At 76.5% G+C, this 19036-nt stretch carries 9 protein-coding genes; 4 read left to right on the plus strand and 5 right to left on the minus strand.

Annotated elements, in window-relative coordinates; genetic code table 11:
• Positions 1–27 precede the first annotated feature (27 nt).
• From trmB to SCATT_RS16010, 3 genes are all read right to left on the minus strand, one after another.
• Entirely contained in the window at positions 28–807 is a 780-nt protein-coding gene (gene trmB / locus SCATT_RS16000) for a tRNA (guanosine(46)-N7)-methyltransferase TrmB (protein ID WP_014144122.1), read from the minus strand.
• 110 nt (positions 808–917) lie between these two features.
• Positions 918–2150, minus strand: coding sequence for an L-2-hydroxyglutarate oxidase (lhgO, locus tag SCATT_RS16005; RefSeq protein ID WP_014144123.1), 1233 nt, complete (start codon positions 2148–2150; stop codon positions 918–920).
• 106 nt (positions 2151–2256) lie between these two features.
• The gene (locus tag SCATT_RS16010) at positions 2257–3648 is read right to left on the minus strand and encodes a hypothetical protein (protein WP_014144124.1); all 1392 of its coding nucleotides are present in this window, start codon (positions 3646–3648) and stop codon (positions 2257–2259) included.
• A gap of 892 nt (positions 3649–4540) precedes the next feature.
• On the opposite strand from SCATT_RS16010, the gene SCATT_RS16015 reads away from it, so the two are divergent.
• On the plus strand, positions 4541–6649 hold the full coding sequence (locus SCATT_RS16015) for an asparagine synthase-related protein (protein ID WP_014144125.1): 2109 nt from the start codon (positions 4541–4543) through the stop codon (positions 6647–6649).
• A 1204-nt stretch (positions 6650–7853) separates the two neighbouring features.
• Positions 7854–11051, plus strand: a complete 3198-nt coding sequence (locus SCATT_RS16020) for a BTAD domain-containing putative transcriptional regulator (protein WP_014144126.1) — start codon at positions 7854–7856, stop codon at positions 11049–11051.
• Here the strand turns inward: SCATT_RS16020 and SCATT_RS38615 are convergent.
• Both SCATT_RS38615 and SCATT_RS16035 read right to left on the minus strand, forming a co-directional pair.
• Positions 11031–13832, minus strand: a complete 2802-nt coding sequence (locus SCATT_RS38615) for a sigma-70 family RNA polymerase sigma factor (RefSeq protein WP_014628162.1) — start codon at positions 13830–13832, stop codon at positions 11031–11033. The two genes, SCATT_RS16020 and SCATT_RS38615, sit on opposite strands and share 21 nt — an antisense overlap.
• A gap of 246 nt (positions 13833–14078) precedes the next feature.
• Positions 14079–14852 (minus strand): TetR/AcrR family transcriptional regulator, encoded by a 774-nt coding sequence (locus tag SCATT_RS16035; RefSeq protein WP_014144129.1) that lies wholly within the window; start codon positions 14850–14852, stop codon positions 14079–14081.
• A 314-nt stretch (positions 14853–15166) separates the two neighbouring features.
• Between SCATT_RS16035 and SCATT_RS16040 the strand changes: the two genes are divergently transcribed.
• Positions 15167–16519 carry an NAD(P)/FAD-dependent oxidoreductase gene (locus tag SCATT_RS16040; protein ID WP_265736687.1) on the plus strand — a complete coding sequence of 451 codons (1353 nt, stop codon included), beginning with the start codon at positions 15167–15169 and terminating at the stop codon, positions 16517–16519.
• A 334-nt stretch (positions 16520–16853) separates the two neighbouring features.
• The gene (locus SCATT_RS16045; protein ID WP_014144131.1) at positions 16854–18560 is read left to right on the plus strand and encodes an ATP-binding SpoIIE family protein phosphatase; all 1707 of its coding nucleotides are present in this window, start codon (positions 16854–16856) and stop codon (positions 18558–18560) included.
• Positions 18561–19036: the final 476 nt, after the last annotated feature.

Below are 19036 nucleotides of genomic sequence, written 5' to 3' on the forward strand. Positions count from 1 at the left end.
GTCACCCCCGCCGGCGGGCCGGGGACGTCAGCGGCGGACGAAGATCACGTCGTGGACGACGTGGCCCTTGGCCAGGCCCTGGCGTTCGAACTTGGTCATCGGGCGCCAGTCGGGGCGCGGGGCGAAACCGTCGTGCGCGTTGCGCAGCGCGGGCTCGGCGGAGAGCACGTCCAGCATCTGCTCGGCGTACGGCTCCCAGTCGGTGGCGCAGTGGACGACGGCGCCGGGCGCGAGCCGGGAGACGGCCAGGCGCACGAAGTCGGGCTGGATGAGCCGGCGCTTGTGGTGGCGGGCCTTGGGCCAGGGGTCCGGGAAGTAGACACGCAGCCCGGCGAGGGAGTCCGGCGGCAGCATGTCGCGCAGCAGGATCACCGCGTCGCCGTTGGCCACCCGGACGTTGTCGAGCCCGTCGCGTTCCGCGAGGTGCAGCAGGTTGCCCTGGCCGGGGGTGTGCACGTCCACCGCGAGGATCCCGGTGGACGGATCGGCGGCGGCCATCCGCGCGGTGGCGTCGCCCATGCCGAAGCCGATCTCCAGCACCACGGGGATCCCGGTGCCGCCGAAGAGCGCGGTCAGGTCGAGCGGGGTGCCGTCGATGTCCACGCCCCAGGCCGGCCACAGCCGGTTGATGGCGTCCGCCTGGGCCCCGGTGACCCGGCCGCGCCGCGGGTGGAAGCTGCGGATGCGCCGCTCATGGTGGGAGCCCGCCGGATCCGCGGCCGGCCCGTCCGGGAACATCGGCGCGCCGGCGGTGCGTGACCTGTTGCCGTCCGCCGTGGTGTCGGTCGCCGTGGGGGAAGTGGACATGGGGTCCAAGTCTACGGGCCCGTGCGGGTACGCCCGGCGGCGCGGTCGAGGCGGCGCGGGGCCGGTGGGGGACGCTTCGGGCGAGGGCTCCGGCGTCGGCGCCCGGGGTGTCAGCGGCTGGCGACGCTCGGGCGGGGCGCGCCGGTGAGGGATCCCAGCGCCCGGGAGGCTATCTCGCGGCCGATGGGGAGGGCGGCGGTGGCGGCGGGGGAGGGGGCGTTGAGGACGTGGACGAAGGGGCCGGAGCCGGTGAGGAGGAAGTCGTCGACGAGGGTGCCGTCGGCGAGGACGGCCTGGGCGCGGACGCCGGAGGGGGCGGGGCGCAGGTCGTCGGGGGTGACGTCGGGGAGCAGGCGGCGTACGGCGGCGGTGAAGGCGCGCTTGGACAGCGAGCGGTGGATCTCGTCGACCTCGTACCGCCAGTGGCGGCGGGCGATCCGCCAGGTGCCGGGGAAGGCGGCGGTGCCGGCCAGGTCGCGCAGGTCGACGTCGCGCCAGCGGTATCCCTCGCGGGCGAGCGCGGGGACGGCGTTGGGGCCGATGTGCACCGTGCCGTCCACACCCCGGGTGAGGTGGACGCCGAGGAACGGGAAGGCCGGGTCGGGCACCGGGTAGACCAGGCCGCGCACCAGGTGCCGGCGGGCCGGGGCCAGCGCGTAGAACTCCCCGCGGAACGGCACGATCCGCATGCCCGGGTCGGTGCCGGCCAGCCGGGCCACCCGGTCGCAGTGGAGGCCGGCGCAGTTGACCAGCACCCGGGCCCGTATCTCGGCGGGGCCGGTGCCGACCACCACGCGGCCGGCGTGCCGGGTGATCGAGCGCACCTCGCACCCGTACCGCACCCGCGCGCCGGCCTCCTCGGCGAGGCGGGCCAGGGTGCGGGCGACGGCGGTGAAGTCGGCGACGCCGGTGGTGCCGACGTGGATGGCGGCGACCCCGCGGACGTGCGGCTCGTATTCGGCGATCTGGGACGGGACGAGTTCGCGCACGGGTATGCCGTTCTCCCGGCCGCGCTGCACCAGGGCGTGGAGCCGGGGCAGCTCGGCGCGGTCGGTGGCGACGATCAGCTTGCCGGTGACCTCGTGGGCGATGCCGTGCTCGGCGCAGAAATCGACCATCTCGGCGGCGCCGCGCACCGCGTAGCGGGCCTTGAGGGAGCCCGGGCGGTAGTAGACGCCGCTGTGGATCACCCCGCTGTTGCGCCCGGTCTGGTGGCGGGCCGGGGCGGGCTCCTTCTCCAGCACGGTGACCCGGGTGCCGGGGGCGGCCCGGGTGATCGCGTACGCCGTGGACAGGCCGACGATCCCCCCGCCGACCACCACCACGTCGCACTCGTGCGCCATCGGGCACCTCCCCGGGTCCAGTACCGCCGCCGACCATCCCCATCATGGACTGGCCCACTGACAACGGCCCCAAACCCGTTTCCCGGCGGCATCCCGGCCGGGCGGACTACGCCGGGGCGGCCAGCAGCGGCCTGGCCCGCTCGCGCAGCTCCACCACGCACGGCTCGTTCCCGTACCGTTCCAGCCGGTGCAGCAGGTCGCGGACGTACTCGGTGGTGCGGGCCGAGGAGATGCGGCCGGCCACCTCGACGGCCCGGGCGCCGGCCGCGCAGGCGGCGTCCAGGTTGCCGGACTCCAGCTCGGCGACGGCGGAGACCACCAGGCGCAGCCCGTGCGAGCGGACGAAGTCCTCGGTGGGGCGGGCCAGCGCGGTCTCGGTGAAGCGCCGGACCTGCCGGGGGACGCGCAGGTCGCGGTAGCACTCGGCGGCGTCGGCGGCGAGCCGGTCGTAGGAGTAGAAGCCGAGCCAGGCCGGGTCCTGGTCGCCGTCGCGGGAGCGCTCCAGCCAGCTCTCGGCGGCCGACAGCGCGGCGGCGCAGGCGGCGGCGTCCCCGGCCTTGGCGTGCGCGCGCGCCTCGACCATGTGGAAGAAGCTCAGGGTGCGCGCGGTGGCCAGGCCCCGGTTGCGTTCCACGGCGGCCTGGGCGAGGTCGACGCCCTCGTCCGCGAAGCCGCGGTAGATCGCCTGGAGGCTCATCGAGGCGAGGACGTAACCGCCCAGCGGAAGGTCGGCGGCGGCCCGGGCCAGCCGCAGCGCCTGGATGTAGTAGCGCTGGGCGGCCTCCTGCTGGCCGGTGTCGAAGGCCATCCAGCCGGCCAGCCGGGTCAGCTCGGCGGTGGCGCCGAAGAGCGCGCGGCCCACGTCGTCGCTGTACGAGCCGAGCAGCAGCGGTGCCGCCTCCACCCGCAGGCACTCCGGGACCATGCCCGAACGCCAGTCTCCGCCGCCGTACTTGGAGTCCCAGCGGCGGGCGTCGTCGGCCGCCTCGCGCAGCTTGGTGACGTCGGAGTGGCCCACCCGGACGGCCCCCGGCCCGGTCGGCTCGCGGGCGACCGAACCGTCCGCGGGGGTGATCAGCCAGCGGGACGCCGGGGTGGCGTAGGCGGTCACCGCGAAGGAGCCGGTGAGGAAGTCGCGGCGGCCCGCGAGGTCGAGCCGCCACAGATCGGTGGCGCTCTTGACCGCCTCGCCCACGTCGCGCGGGAAGGCCAGCCCCACCTCGGGCGTGGGATCGGCGTCGGCGAGGCCGATCTCGTGCAACGGCACCGGGCGGCCCAGCTTGCTGCCGATCGCCGCCGCGATCAGATGGGGCGCGGCCCCCTGCGGCACCATGCCCTTGGCGACCCAGCGGGCGACCGAGGTCTTGTCGTACCGGAGGGTGAGCCCGCGCTGGGCGCCGAGATCGTTCACCCGCCGGGCGAGACCGGCGTTGCTCATGCCGGCCAGGGCGAGCATGGTGCCGAGCTTCTCGTTCGGCCCGCGGTGTTCTCTGGGCATGCGCACTCCTCGTCGCGCTCGCCGGCCCGTCCGCCGCGGGCCGCGGCTCGATCCGATCGCTCCGACCGGCTGCCCTGTGCGGCCGGCAGCATCGGCCGGCCGTCGGTCGCCCCCCAGGGGCCGTGGCCGAGCCCCGAGCCGTCGGGACGTCCGCTCCTCGGGTAAACCCAGCGTAGTTCGCCGCATCCCGACCGTTAAGAGGCCGTGTTTCGGATGGCGAGATTCCTGCCAACCGAACGATCGCCGGCCGCATCGCAAAAGCCCCGGTACGGCGGGTCGGGTGGGTACTGGTGTACGTGCTACCGGTCCGTGTGGCCGTGCGCCCGGCCGTGCGCTCTGTGCCGTGCGGGACGTCGGCGCTTGAGTGGAGGGCGTGGGTCGGCCCCCGTCGAAACTGCGGCTTCGGACAATTCGGCGGAGGCCAGGGGACACCGTCGCCTCATTCCCCGCGGGCGGCGGATCCGGTCCGGGGGGCGTGCCGACGCCCCCCGGACCGATGAGTCGGACCGGATGCCGATGGCCGGTGGACGCGGTATCACTTTGGCGTGAAACCGCCGGTTTAGGGCTCCGGTTCGTGGCGTACCGCCCGTTTCCGGACCGTCGGAGGGGGAGGCCCGGCCCGGGCGGTACGCCACCCGACGCACCGCAAAGCCCCTGAGAACGGACGAAACAGTCCGTACGGGATGAGGCATTTGGCATACGGCACTTGGCATACCGCGAACAGGGATGTATGCCGTATTCCGCCGCATAATGTCCGATCCTTCCCTCGCACCGGCACACCGCCCGCCGCTCGCCGCCCGTCCGCCCCCGAAGCCGCGTGGCAGCATGGTGCCTTTACGGCGCGGCAGTTCACGGGCGCCGGGCCAGTTGCCCATGGCCGGTGGAGGCTGCGATGCGGTGGTTGGTGGGATGGGGCGGCGCCCCCGGGCGGCCGTCGGACGCCACCCCGTTCGCCGCGCCCCGGGACGTCGTCCCGATCGGCGCCCTGCCGCTGTGGGCGGGGCCCGACCCGCTGTGGGCGGTGGGCGACTGGCGGTCGGACGAGATCCGGGTGGTGGCCCGCGGCGACCGCCACGCCGCCGCCGGAGGCGGTGGACGGTACGGGGACCGGGTCGCGCGGCTGGCGGTGTTCGGCCGCTGCGCCGCCTCCGACGACCAGCTGCGCGCCGCGCTCGGCGCGGCCCGCGGCGGCGCCCTGCGCCACCTGACCGCGTGGCCCGGCAGCTACACCGTCGTCCTCCAGACCGGACGCCGGATCACCGTGCTCGGCGACCTGGCCGGCGCCCGCCCCGTCTTCCACACCCCGTGGGCCGGCGGCACCGCCTACGCCACCGCCGCCCTGCCCCTGGCCGACCTGGCCGGCTCCACCCTCGACACCGGCCACCTCGCCGCCCGGCTGGCCTGCCCCGACGCCCCCGAGGCGCTGCGCGACGGCACCCCCTACACCGGCGTACGCCGCCTGCCGCCCGGACACGCGCTGACCCTGCGGGCGGGCGGCGCCCCGCAGATCACCGGCTACGAACCCGCCGCCTCCCTCGCCCTCGGCGCCCCGCACGACGGCACCGACCCGGACGCGGCCGTCGCCGGGGTGCGCGAGGCGCTCGTCGGGGCGGTACGCGCCCGGCTCACCGCCCCCCGCCACCCGCCCGGCCCGGACGACCCGCCCGCCCCCGGCGTCGGCGCCGACCTCTCCGGCGGCAGCGCCTCCGGCACCGTCGCGCTGCTCGCCGCCGGACTGCCCGGACCCCTGGGGGCGCCGCCCGGCGACGGCCACCGGCTGCTCGCGGTCACCTTCAACGACCTTGCAGGAACGGCCGGTTGGGGCCCCGACGTACGCGCCGCCGAACTCGACCGGGCCCGCCGCATGGCCGCCGACCCCCGGCTGCGCCACGTGGTGGTGGCCGGCGGCGCCGAGGCGCTGCCCTACGCCGGGCTGGCGGCCGGGCCGCTCACCGACGAACCCGGCCCGGCGCTGATCACCGCCGCCCGCCACCGCGCCCGCCTCGCGGCCGGCGGCGCCGACCACCTCACCGGGCACGGCGCCCGCCACGTCCTCGACGGCCACCCCGCCCGCCTCGCCGACCTGCTGCTCGACCGGCACCGGCGGCATCTGCTGCGTCCGGTGACCGCGCTGGCCCGCGCCGAGGGCGCCCCGGCCCGGGCGGCGTTCGTCCCGCTGACCGTCTACCGGGCCGCCCGGCGGCTCGCCCGCACCAGCCGTCAACAGGGTGTGGAGGACGCGGCGGCCCGGCTGCTGCAACGCCGCTTCGACGACGACCCGGCCGGCAGCGGCGTCGCTGCCTCGGTGGCCGCGCTCACCTGGTGCCGCCCCGGCCCCGCCGCGCGCTGGCTGACCGGCGACGCGCTGGCCGAAGTATCGATTCGTCTCCAGGACGCCGCCGCCCGCCCCGGCGCGTCCGGCCGCCCCGGGGAACGCCGCGCCCGCGCCGCCCTCGCCCGCGCCGCCGCCGACCACCGGATCTACGAGCAGGCCGTCGAGGTACGCGGCCAGCGGCTGCACGCGCCGTTCCTGGACAACGAGGTGGTGCGGGCGGCGCTGGCGCTGCCGGAGACTCTGCGGGTGCGGCCGGGGGCGCGCACCTCGGTCCTGCGCGCGGTGCTCGCCGGCTCCGGGGTCCGCGACCTGCCCCCCGGCTGGGGCGCCCCCTCCTACCCGGCCGGCGGCCCGGCCCTGCGCACCGGACTGCGCGTCGCCCTCGACGAGGTTCTCGACCTCTTCCAGGCCCCCCTGCTGGCCGAGGCGGGCCTGGTGGACGCCTCCGTCGTGCGCCACGCGCTCCGCGCGGCGGCACACGGCGCGCCCATCGCCCTGGAGGGGCTGGCGGACGTGGTGGCCACCGAGGTCTGGCTGCGGCGGTTGGCCGCGCGGCGCGGCTCCTGCTGGCAGGGCCCCGCCTCGCCGAAGGCGAGGCTCGGCCGAGCAACGTTCCCCTCCACGGCCGAGCCGGCCATGACCCCCTGGCCGGTCCGCCCGTCCTAGACCGCCGGGGTGACCCCGGCAGCCCTGGTGTGGTGGGGGTGCCCCCGGATTCCCGCGGTGTGCGGCTGGCGTTGGCCTTGGCGTGGTGGCCGGTTCGCCCGTTTCAGGGTGCGGGGGTGCCTCCGGCGGGCCCGGGGTGGTGGGGGTGCCCCCGGATCCCCGCGGTGCCCGCGCTGGCGTTGGCCTTGCCGTGGTGGCCGGGTTCGCCGGATTCGGGTGCTCGGGCGCACCGCTTCCCTCCTGCCCGGTGGGGGGTGGGGGTGGGTTTTGGTTTGGTTCGGCACGGGGTGGGTTCGCCTATTGCCGGTGCGGGGTCGGGGGCGCGCCGGGGGTGACTCCTCGCTCCCCGTATCCGCCAAGGCTTGGCTCCGGCTGTTGGGTCGCTGCGGGGACACCCCCGGCACACCCCCTTCTGTCCGGTTGGCGGGTGCCTCTCTTCGCGGGTGGGGGTGAGTGAGGAGGTTGGGGTGACCCCGGTCTTTTTCTCACCCCCTCCGTGCCGCAGCGCGGAACGAGACCGGACGGGGGCGTGCAGGGGTGTCCCCGCAGCGACCCAGCAGCCGGAGCCAAGCCTTGGCGGATACGCGGAGCGAGGAGTCACCCCGGAGGGCCCCCGGACCCCAGGCAGACAGTGCGCACCCCGCGCTATACGCCTACAGCCACGGGTGGGCGGGGGGAAACACTGGACGCCAGCCACGACGAAACGGAAACGGGCGCACCCCGGGGAGGTAATGGCTGACCGCCAGCGCGAGCGAACCCTCACCCCGGAGGGCCCCCGGACCCCAGACGGACAGTGCGCATCCCGCACTGTACGAACACAGCCACGGGTGGGCGGGGGGAAACATCCGTGACGCCAGCCACGACGAAAGGGAAACGGGGGCACCCCGAGGAGGTAATGGCTGACCGCCACGACGACCGCACGGCGACAATGGCTCTCGTGCGATACCTCATCCTCGGCGTCACCGCCCTCCGCCCCGCCGGGGACGCCCCCCTCGGGGGGAACGAGTCTCCTCCCGCGTCGGGATCGGGGGCACCGGGACCCCTCGGGGCGAACGAGTCTCCTCCCGCGTCCGGATCGGGGGCGCCCGGACCCCTCGGGGGGAGCGAGACTCCTTCCTCGGCCGGTCCGGGGGCGCCCGGGTCTCTCGGGGGGACGGGGGAGCCCGACGGGGTCGGGGGGGCCGGTGTTTTGCGGGGGGCGCGGTTGCGGGCGCTGCTCGCTGCGCTCGCGTTGCGCCCGGGACGCTTCGTCCCCGTCGAGTCCCTCGTCTCGGACGTATGGGGCGACACCGACCCCCCGGCCGACGCGGTCGGCGCCCTCCAGGCACTCGTCGGCCGGCTACGCCGGACCCTCGGGCGCGACGCGGTGCGTTCCGGCCCCGCCGGATACGCCCTCGACGCCACCCCGGACGACGTCGACCTGCACGTCTTCGAGCGCCTGGCGCGCGCCGCCGGCCAGGCGCTGGACGCCGGCGACGCGCCGACCGCGGCCCGTACCGCGGAACGGGCGCTCGCCCTGTGGCGCGGTCCCGCCCTCGCCGACCTGCCCGACCGCTCCGCCGCCGCCCGCGTCGAGGCGCTGCGGCTGACCGTCGCGCACCGCCGCAACGACGCCTGGCTCGCCCTCGGCCGCGCCGCCGACGTCGTCCCGTACGCCGAGGAACTCGTCGCCGCGCATCCGCTCAACGAGACGTTCCGCGCGCAGCTCATCCGCGCCCTGCGGGACGCCGGGCGGCCGGCCGACGCGCTCGCCGGGTACGAGGACGCCCGCCGGACGCTCTCCGAACGCCTCGGCGCCGACCCCGGCCCCGAACTGCTCGGGCTGCACGCCGAGTTGCTGGCCGGCGCCCCGGCCCCGCCGCCGCCGGCGGTGGCCCCCGAGCCGCCCGGCGCGACCAACCTGCGTCCGCGCCTGACGAGTTTCGTCGGGCGCCAGGACGACCTGCGGGCGATCCGCGCCGCGCTCGCCGGCCACCGCCTGGTGACCCTCACCGGCACCGGGGGCGCCGGCAAGACGCGGCTGGCGGAACGGACCGGCTCCGCGCTGCTGGACGCGTACCCGGACGGGGTGTGGGTGGCAGAGCTGGCCCCGGTGGAGGAGCCCGGCGGCGTACCGCGGGCGGTGCTCAACGCGCTGGGGCGCAGCGACACCACCGTCTTCCCGGCCGCCGGACGCGAGCCGGCCGACCCCACCGCGCGGCTGCTGGAGCACTGCGCGCACCGCCGGACGCTGCTGGTGCTGGACAACTGCGAGCACCTGATCGGCGCCGCCGCCGAACTCGCCGAGGCGCTGCTCACCCGCTGCCCCGGGGTCACCGTGCTGGCCACCAGCCGGGAGCCGCTGGGGGTGCCGGGCGAAGTGGTCTGCCCGGTCGGCCCGTTGCCGCATCCGGTGGCCATCCGGCTGTTCGCCGAACGGGCCGAGGCGGTACGTCCCGGCTTCGCCGCCGACCCAGACGCCGACCCAGACGGCGACCCAGACGCCGACCCAGACGCCGACGCGGACCGGGAGGCGGTGGACGAGATCTGCCGCCGCCTGGACGGGCTGCCGCTGGCCATCGAACTCGCCGCGGCCCGCCTCCGTATCCTGACGCCCCGTCAGATCGCGGACCGGCTCGACGACCGCTTCCGGCTGCTGACCGGCGGCAGCCGCACCGTACTGCCCCGCCAGCAGACGCTGCGCGCGGTGGTCGACTGGAGCTGGGAACTGCTCACCCGGCGGGAACGCACCGTGCTGCGGCGGCTCGCGGTCTTCTCCGGCGGCTGCACGCTGGCCGCCGCCGAAGCGGTCTGCGCCGACGGCGAGGAGGTGACCGGGGCCGAGGTGCTCGACCTGATCGGCTCGCTGGTCGACAAGTCGCTGGTGGTCGCCGACCCGCTGCCGGACGGCACCCGGTTCCGGCTGCTGGAGACCATCGAGGAGTACGCGGCCGAACGCGCCGCCGAGCACCCGGCCGACCGGCAGGCCACCGCCGCCCGCCACACCGCCTGCTACCGCGCCCTCGTCGAGTCCACCGCCCCCCGGCTGCGCACCGCCGACCAGCTCGCCCGGCTCGACACCCTGGAAACCGAGATGGACAACGTGCGGGCCGCGCTGGGCCGCGCGGTCTCCGCCGGGGACGAAGCGACCGCGCTGGCCTTCACCGGCTCGCTCGGCTGGTTCTGGTGGCTGCGCGACTACCGCGAGGAGAGCGTCACCTGGCTGACCCGGGTCGCCGCCCTCGCCGAGGTGCCGGAGGACGAGGACGACCCGATGTTCTGGCCGCGGACGGACCTGCGGCTGACACTGTTCCTCCTCGCCTCCGACCGCGGGCACGTCCCCGGCATGAGCGACGAGGAGGCGCACGAGGCCGCCCGGCGGTTCCAGGCGGTCTACGGCCGCCCCGGCCCGCAGGCCGCCCGCTTCCCCGGACTGCTGTGGCCGTTCGCCGTCCTCCACATCGACGATCGGCACGACATGGGGGACCTCATCGGTGACGTGGTCGCCAACTGCCGTGCGTACGGCGGCGACTGGGAACTCGCCTGCGCGCTGGTCTTCCGTACCCACGTGACCGCCGACTCGCCCGGCGGCCTGACCGGGGCGGCGGCCGACTGGGCCGAACTCGACCGGCTCACCGCCCGCGTCGGCGACCGCTGGCTGCGCGCCCAGGTGCACGGCGCCGGTGCCGACGTGGCGCTCCACCGCGGCGAGTACGCCACCGCGCGCACCGAGTACGAGGCGGCGCTGCGGCTCTGCGCCGAACTGGGCGCGCACGGCGAGGTCGCGTCCCTGACGGCGCGGATGGGGGAGCTGTCCACCCGGCAGGGCGACGACGCCACGGCGACCGAACTGCTGGACCGGGCCGAACAGGCCGTCGAACGGTACGGCATCGGGGACAGCCGCACGTACATCCGGTGCGTCCGCAGCGGGATCGCGCTGCGCGCCGGCGACGTGGCGGGCGCCCGCGCGCTGTGCGACCTCGCCCGGGAGGACGCCGGCCGGGGCACGCCGCCGGCGCTCCTCACCGCGGTGCTGCGCGGCATCGAGGCCGAGATCCTGGTGGCCGAGGAACGGCCGGCCGAGGCGCTGCGGGCGGTCGGCGAGGCGGTACGGACGGTGGCGCCCGGGCACTGTCCGGACACCGTGCTCGCCTGGCTGGCCGAGGGCGGCGCCGGGGCGCTGCTCGCCCTCGGACGCCCCGGCCCCGCCGCCCGGCTGCTCGGCGCCGCCGACACGCTCCGCGGGGAGCTGCCCCGTTCGGTGCCGGAGGAACGTTCCGTCGCGCGCACCCGGCGCGGCGCCCGCGCGGCGCTGGGCGAGCCGGCGTACGCCGAGGCGCACGCCGGCGGCGTCCCGCTGGACATGGCCGGGGTGGCCGAAACCCTCCGACGGGAGGCCGGGTCAGCGGCAGTTGATGCGTGACGCCGCCCAGTCGGCCATGTCCACCATGCCCTCCCCGTCGGCGCGGGCCACCACCAGCCGCAGCGTGCGGTGCCCGGTGAGGTCGGCGTGGACCGGCACCGCGCCGGAACCGCCGTCCGCCACCCGCGAGGCGTACAGCAGCGACTGGTCGCCGTAGACGAGGAAGCGCACCGCGCCCAGCCCCATCGACAGCCGGTCGAGCCCGGCCACCGCGTCGAAGGAGGTGCACGCGCGGTTGAGGTCGATCAGGACGGACGAGGGCGCGTGCACGATGGCCAGCCCGTCGCGCTGCCACATCCAGCCGGACTCCGAGGGGCGCACGGTCGGCGCGTCGGCCCCCGAACCGGACCCGGCGTACGCGAGCCGCTCCACCGCGAAGACGACCGGCGCCGGGGTTCGGGGCGGGGTGGGCCGGGGCCGCGGTGAGGGCGGCGCCGGCGTCGGTGACATCGGGGGCGATGCGCTGGGGCGCGGCTCCGCACGGTGCGACGGAACGGGACGCGCGACCGCCTGGCGGACCGGCGGCCGGGTCACCGGAACCGCGAGCCGCGCGGGGGCGGACGCGGACGGACCGGCCGGGATGGCCGGGGCGGACCCGGCCGGACGGGTCACCGGCGCCGCCACGGACGGCCGGGCCTGCGGCTTCGGGACCGGCCCGGACCCGCCGAGCAACCCCACCGCCAACGCCGCCCCGGCCGCCGCCACCACCAGCCCCCCCGCGATCCCCGCCTTGGCCCCCCCGCCCAACCCCCCGACACCCCCGGTGGTTCCGCTTGCCCCGGCGCTCCCGGTCGCGCCGGTGGCAGTGGTGGTTCCGGCGGTGCCGGTCGCGCCGGTGGCAGCGGCGGTTCCGGCTGTCCCGGCGGCGCCGGTCGCGCCGGTTGCGGCGGCGGCGCCGTGGGCTCCCGCGGCCCCTGCGGCGGCTCCGGTGCTTCCGGTGGCCCCCGCCGTACTCGCCGCACCGGCGATGCCGTGGGCACCCGCAGCGCTCCCGGCCGCGCCATGGGAGATCGCGCTGCTTCCGGCGGCTCCGGCCGCGCCGGTGGTCCCGGTGACACCGGCGATGCCGTGGGCTCCGGCGACGGCTCCGGTGCTTCCGGTTGCTCCCGTGGCCCCGGCAGTCGCCGCCGTACTGGCTGCTCCAGCGGTACTGGCGGCCCCGGAAGCACCTGCTGCACCGGAAGCTCCCACGGCCCCGGCGGTCCCCACCGTGCTGGCTGCCCCACTGGCCCCGGCGGTCCCGGAAGCACCCACCACACCGGAGGCTCCGGCGGCTCCAGCGATGCCATGCGAACCCGCGACGGCTCCGGCGGCACCGGTGCTCCCGGCTGTTCCGGCGGCCCCGGCGGCACCGGACGCTCCCGCCGTGCCGGACGCCCCGGCCACCCCGGCGGCGCCGTGGGCCCCCGCGACGGCTCCGGCGGCTCCAGTCGCACTGGACGCTCCGGCGGCACCGGCGGCTCCGTGCGCCCCGGCAACGGCTCCGGCGGTCCCGGTTGCTCCTCCCGTCCCCGTCGCGGTGGCTCCTGCGGCACTGGCCGCCCCCGCGCTCCCGGAAGCTCCCGCCGCACCGGCGACGCCGTGGGAGCCCGCAACGGCCCCCGCGCTCCCGGCGCTTCCGGCTGCTCCGGCGGTACCCGCGGCCCCGCCGGCCCCGGCCGCCCCCACCACACCCGACGATCCGGCAGCACCAGACGCACCGGCGGCGGCCGTCGCACCGGAAACCCCCGCGGCACCCCCGGTTCCAGCGGCGCCCGCCGCACCCGCCGCCCCAGACGCTCCGGCCACGCCCGCGGCCCCGGTCGCCCCGGAAACCCCTGCGGCTCCAGCGGCTCCCGCCGCCCCGGAAGCACCCACAACGCCCGTGGCCCCGGCCGCACCCGCGGCCCCCGCCGCACCGGCCCCCGCCGCCCCGGCGGCTCCCGCCACCCCCGCCGCGGCCCCCTTCACCACCCCCACCCCCGCGAACCACCCGATCACGGCAACCGGAAGCACGCTCTTCAGGCGGGCGTTGAGGTCCGCCAGGTCGGCGGCTGCCGCGCGGCAGCGGGGGCAGTCGGCGAGGTGTTTGCGGAGTTCGCGGTCGGCGCGGAGGCGGAGGGCGCCGCGGGCGTGGGCGCCGAGGCGGTCGGCGTAGCGGGCGCAGGCGCCGCCGGCGGTGAGTGAGGCGTTGACGTGTGCCTGGAGGTAGGCCTGGCGCAGCCCTTCGCGGGCGCGGTGGGCGAGGACGGCGGTGGCGTTGGCGGTCAGTCCGAGCAGGGGGGCGACCTCGCTGGGCGATTCGTCCTCGACGGCCGTGTGCCACAGCACCGCCTGCCATCGTTCCGGCAGGGTGCGGAACGCCTGGACGGCGAGGGAGCGTTCGGCCTGCCGCATGGCGCGGACGTCCGCGCCCGGCACCGTGGTGCCCGCCGCCGCCACCGAGAACGTGGCGAAGTCTTCGACCAGTTGCTCCCGTTTGGCGGTGCCGGCCCAGGAGGCCGCGACCCGTCGCACGGTGGTGAGGAGATACGCCCGCACCGCCGACTCCGGTCCGCTGCCGCCGCGTACCGCCTGGAGCGTGCGGGCGAAGACCTCGCCGGTCAGATCCTCGGCGGTGTGCGCGTCCCGGCAGCAGCCACGGGCGTACCGGCGTACGGCGTCGGCGTGCCGCCGGTACAGCTCCTCGTACGCGCTGTCGTCCCCGCCGCGCACCCGGGCCACCAGGTCGGCGTCGGACACCGTGCCGTCGGGGTGCTCGCGCTGCGCCGGGACCAAGCCGTCGACCAGGCCGTCGGCCAAGCCGTCCGCGTCGTCTCCCGGAGTCCGACCGGGCTCCTCAACGCCCATCCGACCCGCCCCCGCCCGCACCCAAGCACCCGACCACCGGCACAGGTTGGCACAGCGACCGCGTCCCCGCGCCCCCTGTGCGGGAGAACCACCCGTCCGGGGTGACTTCCCCGCAACGGCACCCCGGACCTACCCGGGAGAGTGGTATTCAGGGCACGCGATTGACGACGGGGCCGGACCCCACGAGCGGTACGGGGCTCAGGCCCGCACCGCCGGACGGGACCGCAGCCCGTCCAGCAGGATCTCCAGCAACCGGGCCGAGGCCGCCGCCTGCTGGGCCGGATCGGGCAGCGCCGGCGCCGGCGTCGCGATCACCAGCAGCACGTCGGTGACGGCCACGTCGGCACGCAACTCGCCCGCCGTCCGCGCCCGTTCGACCAGCTGGCCCACCACCGACAGCAGCGCGGCCACCCCGGCGTCGTCGTGCTCCGGCCCCAGCGGCGCGGCCGGCCGCCGGCCGAGCGGGAGGGACGGATCGGCCTGCGGCGCCTCCCGCTGCTGCGGCACCCGGGCCGCCGCCGTACCGTTGGCCGCCGCCACCGGCTCCGCGTCCACCCGCAGCACCTGCGGCGGCAGCAGCCGCCCGGCCCCGGACGCCGCCGAGGTCCGCAGGAAGCGGGAGAGCGCGGCCCACGGATCGTCCTCCTGACCCAGCGCCGCCCGCGCCTGCTCGGTCAGCCGCGCCGTCTCCTCCGCCGCGATCCGCCGCACCAGCACGTCCTTGCTGGGGAACCGCCGGTAGACGGTGCCCACCCCGACCCGGGCCCGCCGCGCCACGTCCTCCATCGGCGCCCCGTAACCCAGCTCGCCGAAGACCTCGCGCGCGGCCCGCAGCACGTGTTCCAGATTCCGCTGGGCGTCCACCCGCAGCGGCGCCGTACGGGTCCCGACGGGCCGCGTGCCGAAGACCGGCCGCTCCCCGTTGGTGCCGATGGCCGCCGCGGTCGCCCACTGAGGGTCCTGAATGTGCATGTACGTATCCCCCGGTTGTGACGTCTCCCCCCGGAGACTCCCCGCCCCACCTGAAGGCCGATGTGGTCCGACGCCCCTGGGCGGACGGACGCACTCCGGCGGAGTACGAACATAGTTGAGCGCGAGTCAAGAATGAAGGGGGTGAATCCACCCCGATTCCCCTCGATCGGAGTACGTCCCGGTCCGGGTGGGTACGCGCCCACATTTGAGCCCCGCTCCGGCCGCGTGCGCCGGGGGCCGCGCGGGGACGACGGGACGGACGGGAACCCCGAGGCACTGTGGACAAACGTCCCGCCGTGGGGCGTCATGGTGGGGTGAAGGAGCCCGCACGGATTCTCGTGGTCGGCGGCGGATACGTCGGCATGTACACCGCGCTGCGCCTCCAGCGGAAACTGGCGCGCGAGCTGCGGGACGGCAGCGTGGAGATCCTGGTGGTCTCCGCCGACCCCTACATGACGTACCAGCCGTTCCTTCCCGAGGCCGCGGCGGGCTCGATCGCGCCCGCGCACGTCGTGGTGCCGCTGCGCCGGGTGCTGCCGCGGTGCACCGTCGTGGTCGGCGACGCCCGCCGGATCGACCACGCCCGGCGCACGGCCTGGGTCTCCACCCTGGCCACCCGCAGCGAGGGCGGCGGCGACCTGGAGATCGGCTACGACGAACTGGTGCTCGCCCCCGGCTCGGTCTCCCGCACCCTGCCCGTCCCCGGCCTGGCCGACCACGGCATCGGCTTCAAGACCGTCGAGGAGGCCGTCGGGCTGCGCAACCACGTCCTCGCCCAGCTCGACCTCGCCTCCTCCACGCGGGACGTCGAGGTGCGCGACGCCGCGCTCACCTTCGTCTTCGTCGGCGGCGGCTTCGCCGGGGTGCAGGCGCTGGGGGAGCTGGCGGACATGGCCGGGTACGCCACCCGTTACTTCCACAACGTCGCCGCCGACGACCTGCGCTGGGTGCTGGTCGAGGCGGCCGACCGCATCCTGCCCGAGGTCGGCGAGGACATGGGCCGCTGGACGGTACGCCAACTGCGCGGCCGGGGCGTCGACGTACGGCTGGAGACCCGCCTGGAGAACTGCGAGAAACGCGTCGCCAGCCTCAGCGACGGCGCCCGCTTCCCCACCCGCACCCTGGTGTGGACCGCGGGCGTCAAACCCCACCCGGTGGTCGCCGCCACCGACCTGCCGCGCGACACCGCCGGCCGGCTGCGGGTCACCGCCACCCTGCGGCTGGCGGAGACCGAACACGCCTGGGCGGCCGGGGACGCCGCCGCCGTACCCGACCTCACCGCCGGTCACCCCGGCGCGGTCTGCCCGGCCACCGCCCAGCACGCGGTACGCCAGGCGAGGACGCTCGCCGACAACCTGGCCGCCACCCTGCGCGGCCGGGAACCGGCCGAATACCGCCACCGGGCGGCCGGTGCCGTCGCCTCGCTCGGCCTCCACAAGGGCGTGGGCCATCTGTACGGCCGTCAGCTCAAGGGCTACCCTGCGTGGCTCATGCACCGCGTCTACCACCTGCGCCGGGTGCCCACGGTGAACCGCAAGGCCCGGGTCCTCGCCGACTGGACCCTGGCCGCCCTCTTCAAACGGGAGATCGCCGCCCTGGGGTCGTACGAGAACCCGCGTGCCGCGTTCGAGCTGGCGGCGGGCGGCGAGAGACATCCGGAGGGCTGACCGGCCGACCCGGTGGCCGCCACGCCTCCGGCCGGGTGCCCGGCGCCGGTGCCGACTGGGCGCGCGCCCGGGGCGCCACTACGCTCCGAACGGTGACGCTGTGACCGCACGTACCCCCCCGTGCGCGAAGAGTGACACATTTGTACGGGATGTCCTGCCGCGGACCTCTCCCGGACAACCGGAACCGCATGTTCAACTGAGCCCGCCGAACCGTCCCCCGTCCGATTGACTCCGCCCGCCCTCCGTGACCACCCTCCCTCGACGGCCCACGACCCCCCCTTCCGACCGGCCGGACCCCGAGCCACCCGGTACGACAGCACGAGGCATCAATTCTGTGAATCTGACGCGCTGGAGCGCCCGGCTCCCCGGAACACAGCGACGCGCCGCCGCCAAGTCGCCGGCCACCCCGTCGCCCGCCACCGGTTCCGTCCCCGCCGCCCGCGGCACCTCGCCCGACCGGCCCGGCGGCCCCGGGCAGCTCTCCGTCCACGACGTCCTGGGCCGCGTGCCCGCCCTGATCGCCGTCACCCACGGCCCCGACCACCGCCTCGCCTACGTCAACGACGCCTACACGGACGTCTTCGGCCCGCGCACCGCCGGCGAACCCGCCTGCGACGCCCTGCCCGAACTCGCCGAACTCGGCCTGCTGCCGCTGATGGACCAGGTGCACCGCAGCGGCCGGCCCCGCACCGTCAAGGCCCGCAAGGTCACCTGGGTACCGCACGCCGACGGCGAGGCCCGCGGCTCCGGCGCCGAAACCGGCCGCGCCGCCCTCGGCCGGGGCCGCCCCGGCGCCGAACGCCACGGCTACTTCACCTTCACCTGCACCCCGCTGGAGAACGGCGCCGACGGCGGGGTCCTGGTCTTCGCCGCCGACGTCACCGACCAGGTGCGCTCCGCCGAACGCCTGCGGGCCGGCGAACGCCTCCAGCGCGAGGCCGCGGTCACCCTGCAACGCAGCCTGCTCCCGCAGGAACTCGAACAGCCAGACGACCTCCGGGTGGCCGCCACCTACCAGCCCGGCGGCACCGACGCGGCCGTCGGTGGCGACTGGTACGACGTCATCACCCTCGGCGCCGGCCGCACCGCCCTGGTCATCGGCGACGTGATGGGCCGCGGCGTACGCGCCGCCGCCGTCATGGGCCAACTACGCACCGCGGTACGGGCCTACGCCCGGCTCGACCTGCCGCCGCACGAGGTGATCCAACTCCTCGACGGCCTCGCCGCCGAGATCGACGCCACCCAGATCGCCACCTGCGTCTACGCCGTCCACGACCCCAGCGAGGGCCGCCTGACCTACGCCTCCGCCGGCCACCTGCCGATCCTGGTACGCGACCCGGACGGCACCGTGCACCGCACCGAGGGGCCCACCGGACCACCCCTGGGCACCGGCGGCTGGCTGCACACCTCCGGCTCGCTGCCGCTGGAACCCGGCGCCACCGCCGTCCTCTACACCGACGGCCTGGTCGAACGGCGCGACGCCGACATCGACGAGGGCGTCACCGCCCTGGAACGCGCCCTGGCCGGCGCCACCGGCACCCCGCAGGTCATCTGCGACCGGCTGCTGCGCGCGCTCGGCGTCACCGCCGACCACGACGACGACGTGGCCGTCCTCGTCCTCCAGCACCCCCGCCGCGGCGGCGCCGAGGCCGAACTCTTCCGCAACGCCACCCTCGAACTCCTCGGCGGCGTCGAAGCCGCCCCACGCGCCCGCGCCTTCGCCACCGGCGTCCTCGCCTCCTGGCGGTTCCCGGTGGAACTGCGCGACCTCGGGGTGCTCGCCGCCAGTGAGCTGGTGGCCAACTCGTTGCAGCACGGGACGCCCCCCATGCGGTTGCGGCTCCGCCGCACCGACCGGCGCCTGATCATCGAGGTCACCGACGGGGACGACCACCTCCCCCGGCGCCGCCGCGCCGACCCGGCCGACGAGGCGGGCCGGGGGATCGCGATCGTCGCCACGATCGCCTCGGGGTGGGGGTCACGGCGGACGCCGGGGGGTGGGAAGACCGTCTGGTGCGAGTTCGCCCTCCCGCGGGGATAGCCCCCTCCACCCCGTTCCAGGTTGCCGGGGCTCCCCCGGCGACCCCGGGGTGCCGGGGTGGTCCCCGTTCCCCCTGCCCGGTGGGGGGTGGGGGTGGGTTTTGGTTTGGTTCGGCACGGGGTGGGTTCGCCTATTGCCGGTGCGGGGTCGGGGGCGCGCCGGGGGTGACTCCTCGCTCCCCGTATCCGCCAAGGCTTGGCTCCGGCTATTGGGTCGCTGCGGGGACACCCCCGGCACACCCCCTTCTGTCCGTTCGCGGGTTCCTCTCTTCGCGGGTGGGGGTGAGATAGGAGGTTGGGGTCACCCCGATCTCCTTCTTACCCACCCCCGTGCCGCAGCGCGGAACGAAGCAGAACGGGGGCGTGCAGGGGTGTCCCCGCAGCGACCCAACAGCCGGAGCGCAACTGTGGCGGATACGCGGAGCGAGGAGTCACCCCGGAGGGCCCCCGGAAACCCAGGAAGACAGTGCGCATCCC

This window comes from Streptantibioticus cattleyicolor NRRL 8057 = DSM 46488 (assembly GCF_000240165.1).
Classification (GTDB): domain Bacteria; phylum Actinomycetota; class Actinomycetes; order Streptomycetales; family Streptomycetaceae; genus Streptantibioticus; species Streptantibioticus cattleyicolor.

What these genes read in the sequence shown, in the direction of transcription:
- trmB (WP_014144122.1), bottom strand. Translation starts at nt 807, where the DNA reads ATGTCCACTTCCCCCACGGCGACCGACACCACGGCGGACGGCAACAGG.
- SCATT_RS16010 (WP_014144124.1), bottom strand. Translation starts at nt 3,648, where the DNA reads ATGCCCAGAGAACACCGCGGGCCGAACGAGAAGCTCGGCACCATGCTC.
- lhgO (WP_014144123.1), bottom strand. Translation starts at nt 2,150, where the DNA reads ATGGCGCACGAGTGCGACGTGGTGGTGGTCGGCGGGGGGATCGTCGGC.
- SCATT_RS16035 (WP_014144129.1), bottom strand. Translation starts at nt 14,852, where the DNA reads ATGCACATTCAGGACCCTCAGTGGGCGACCGCGGCGGCCATCGGCACC.
- SCATT_RS16015 (WP_014144125.1), top strand. Translation starts at nt 4,541, where the DNA reads ATGCGGTGGTTGGTGGGATGGGGCGGCGCCCCCGGGCGGCCGTCGGAC.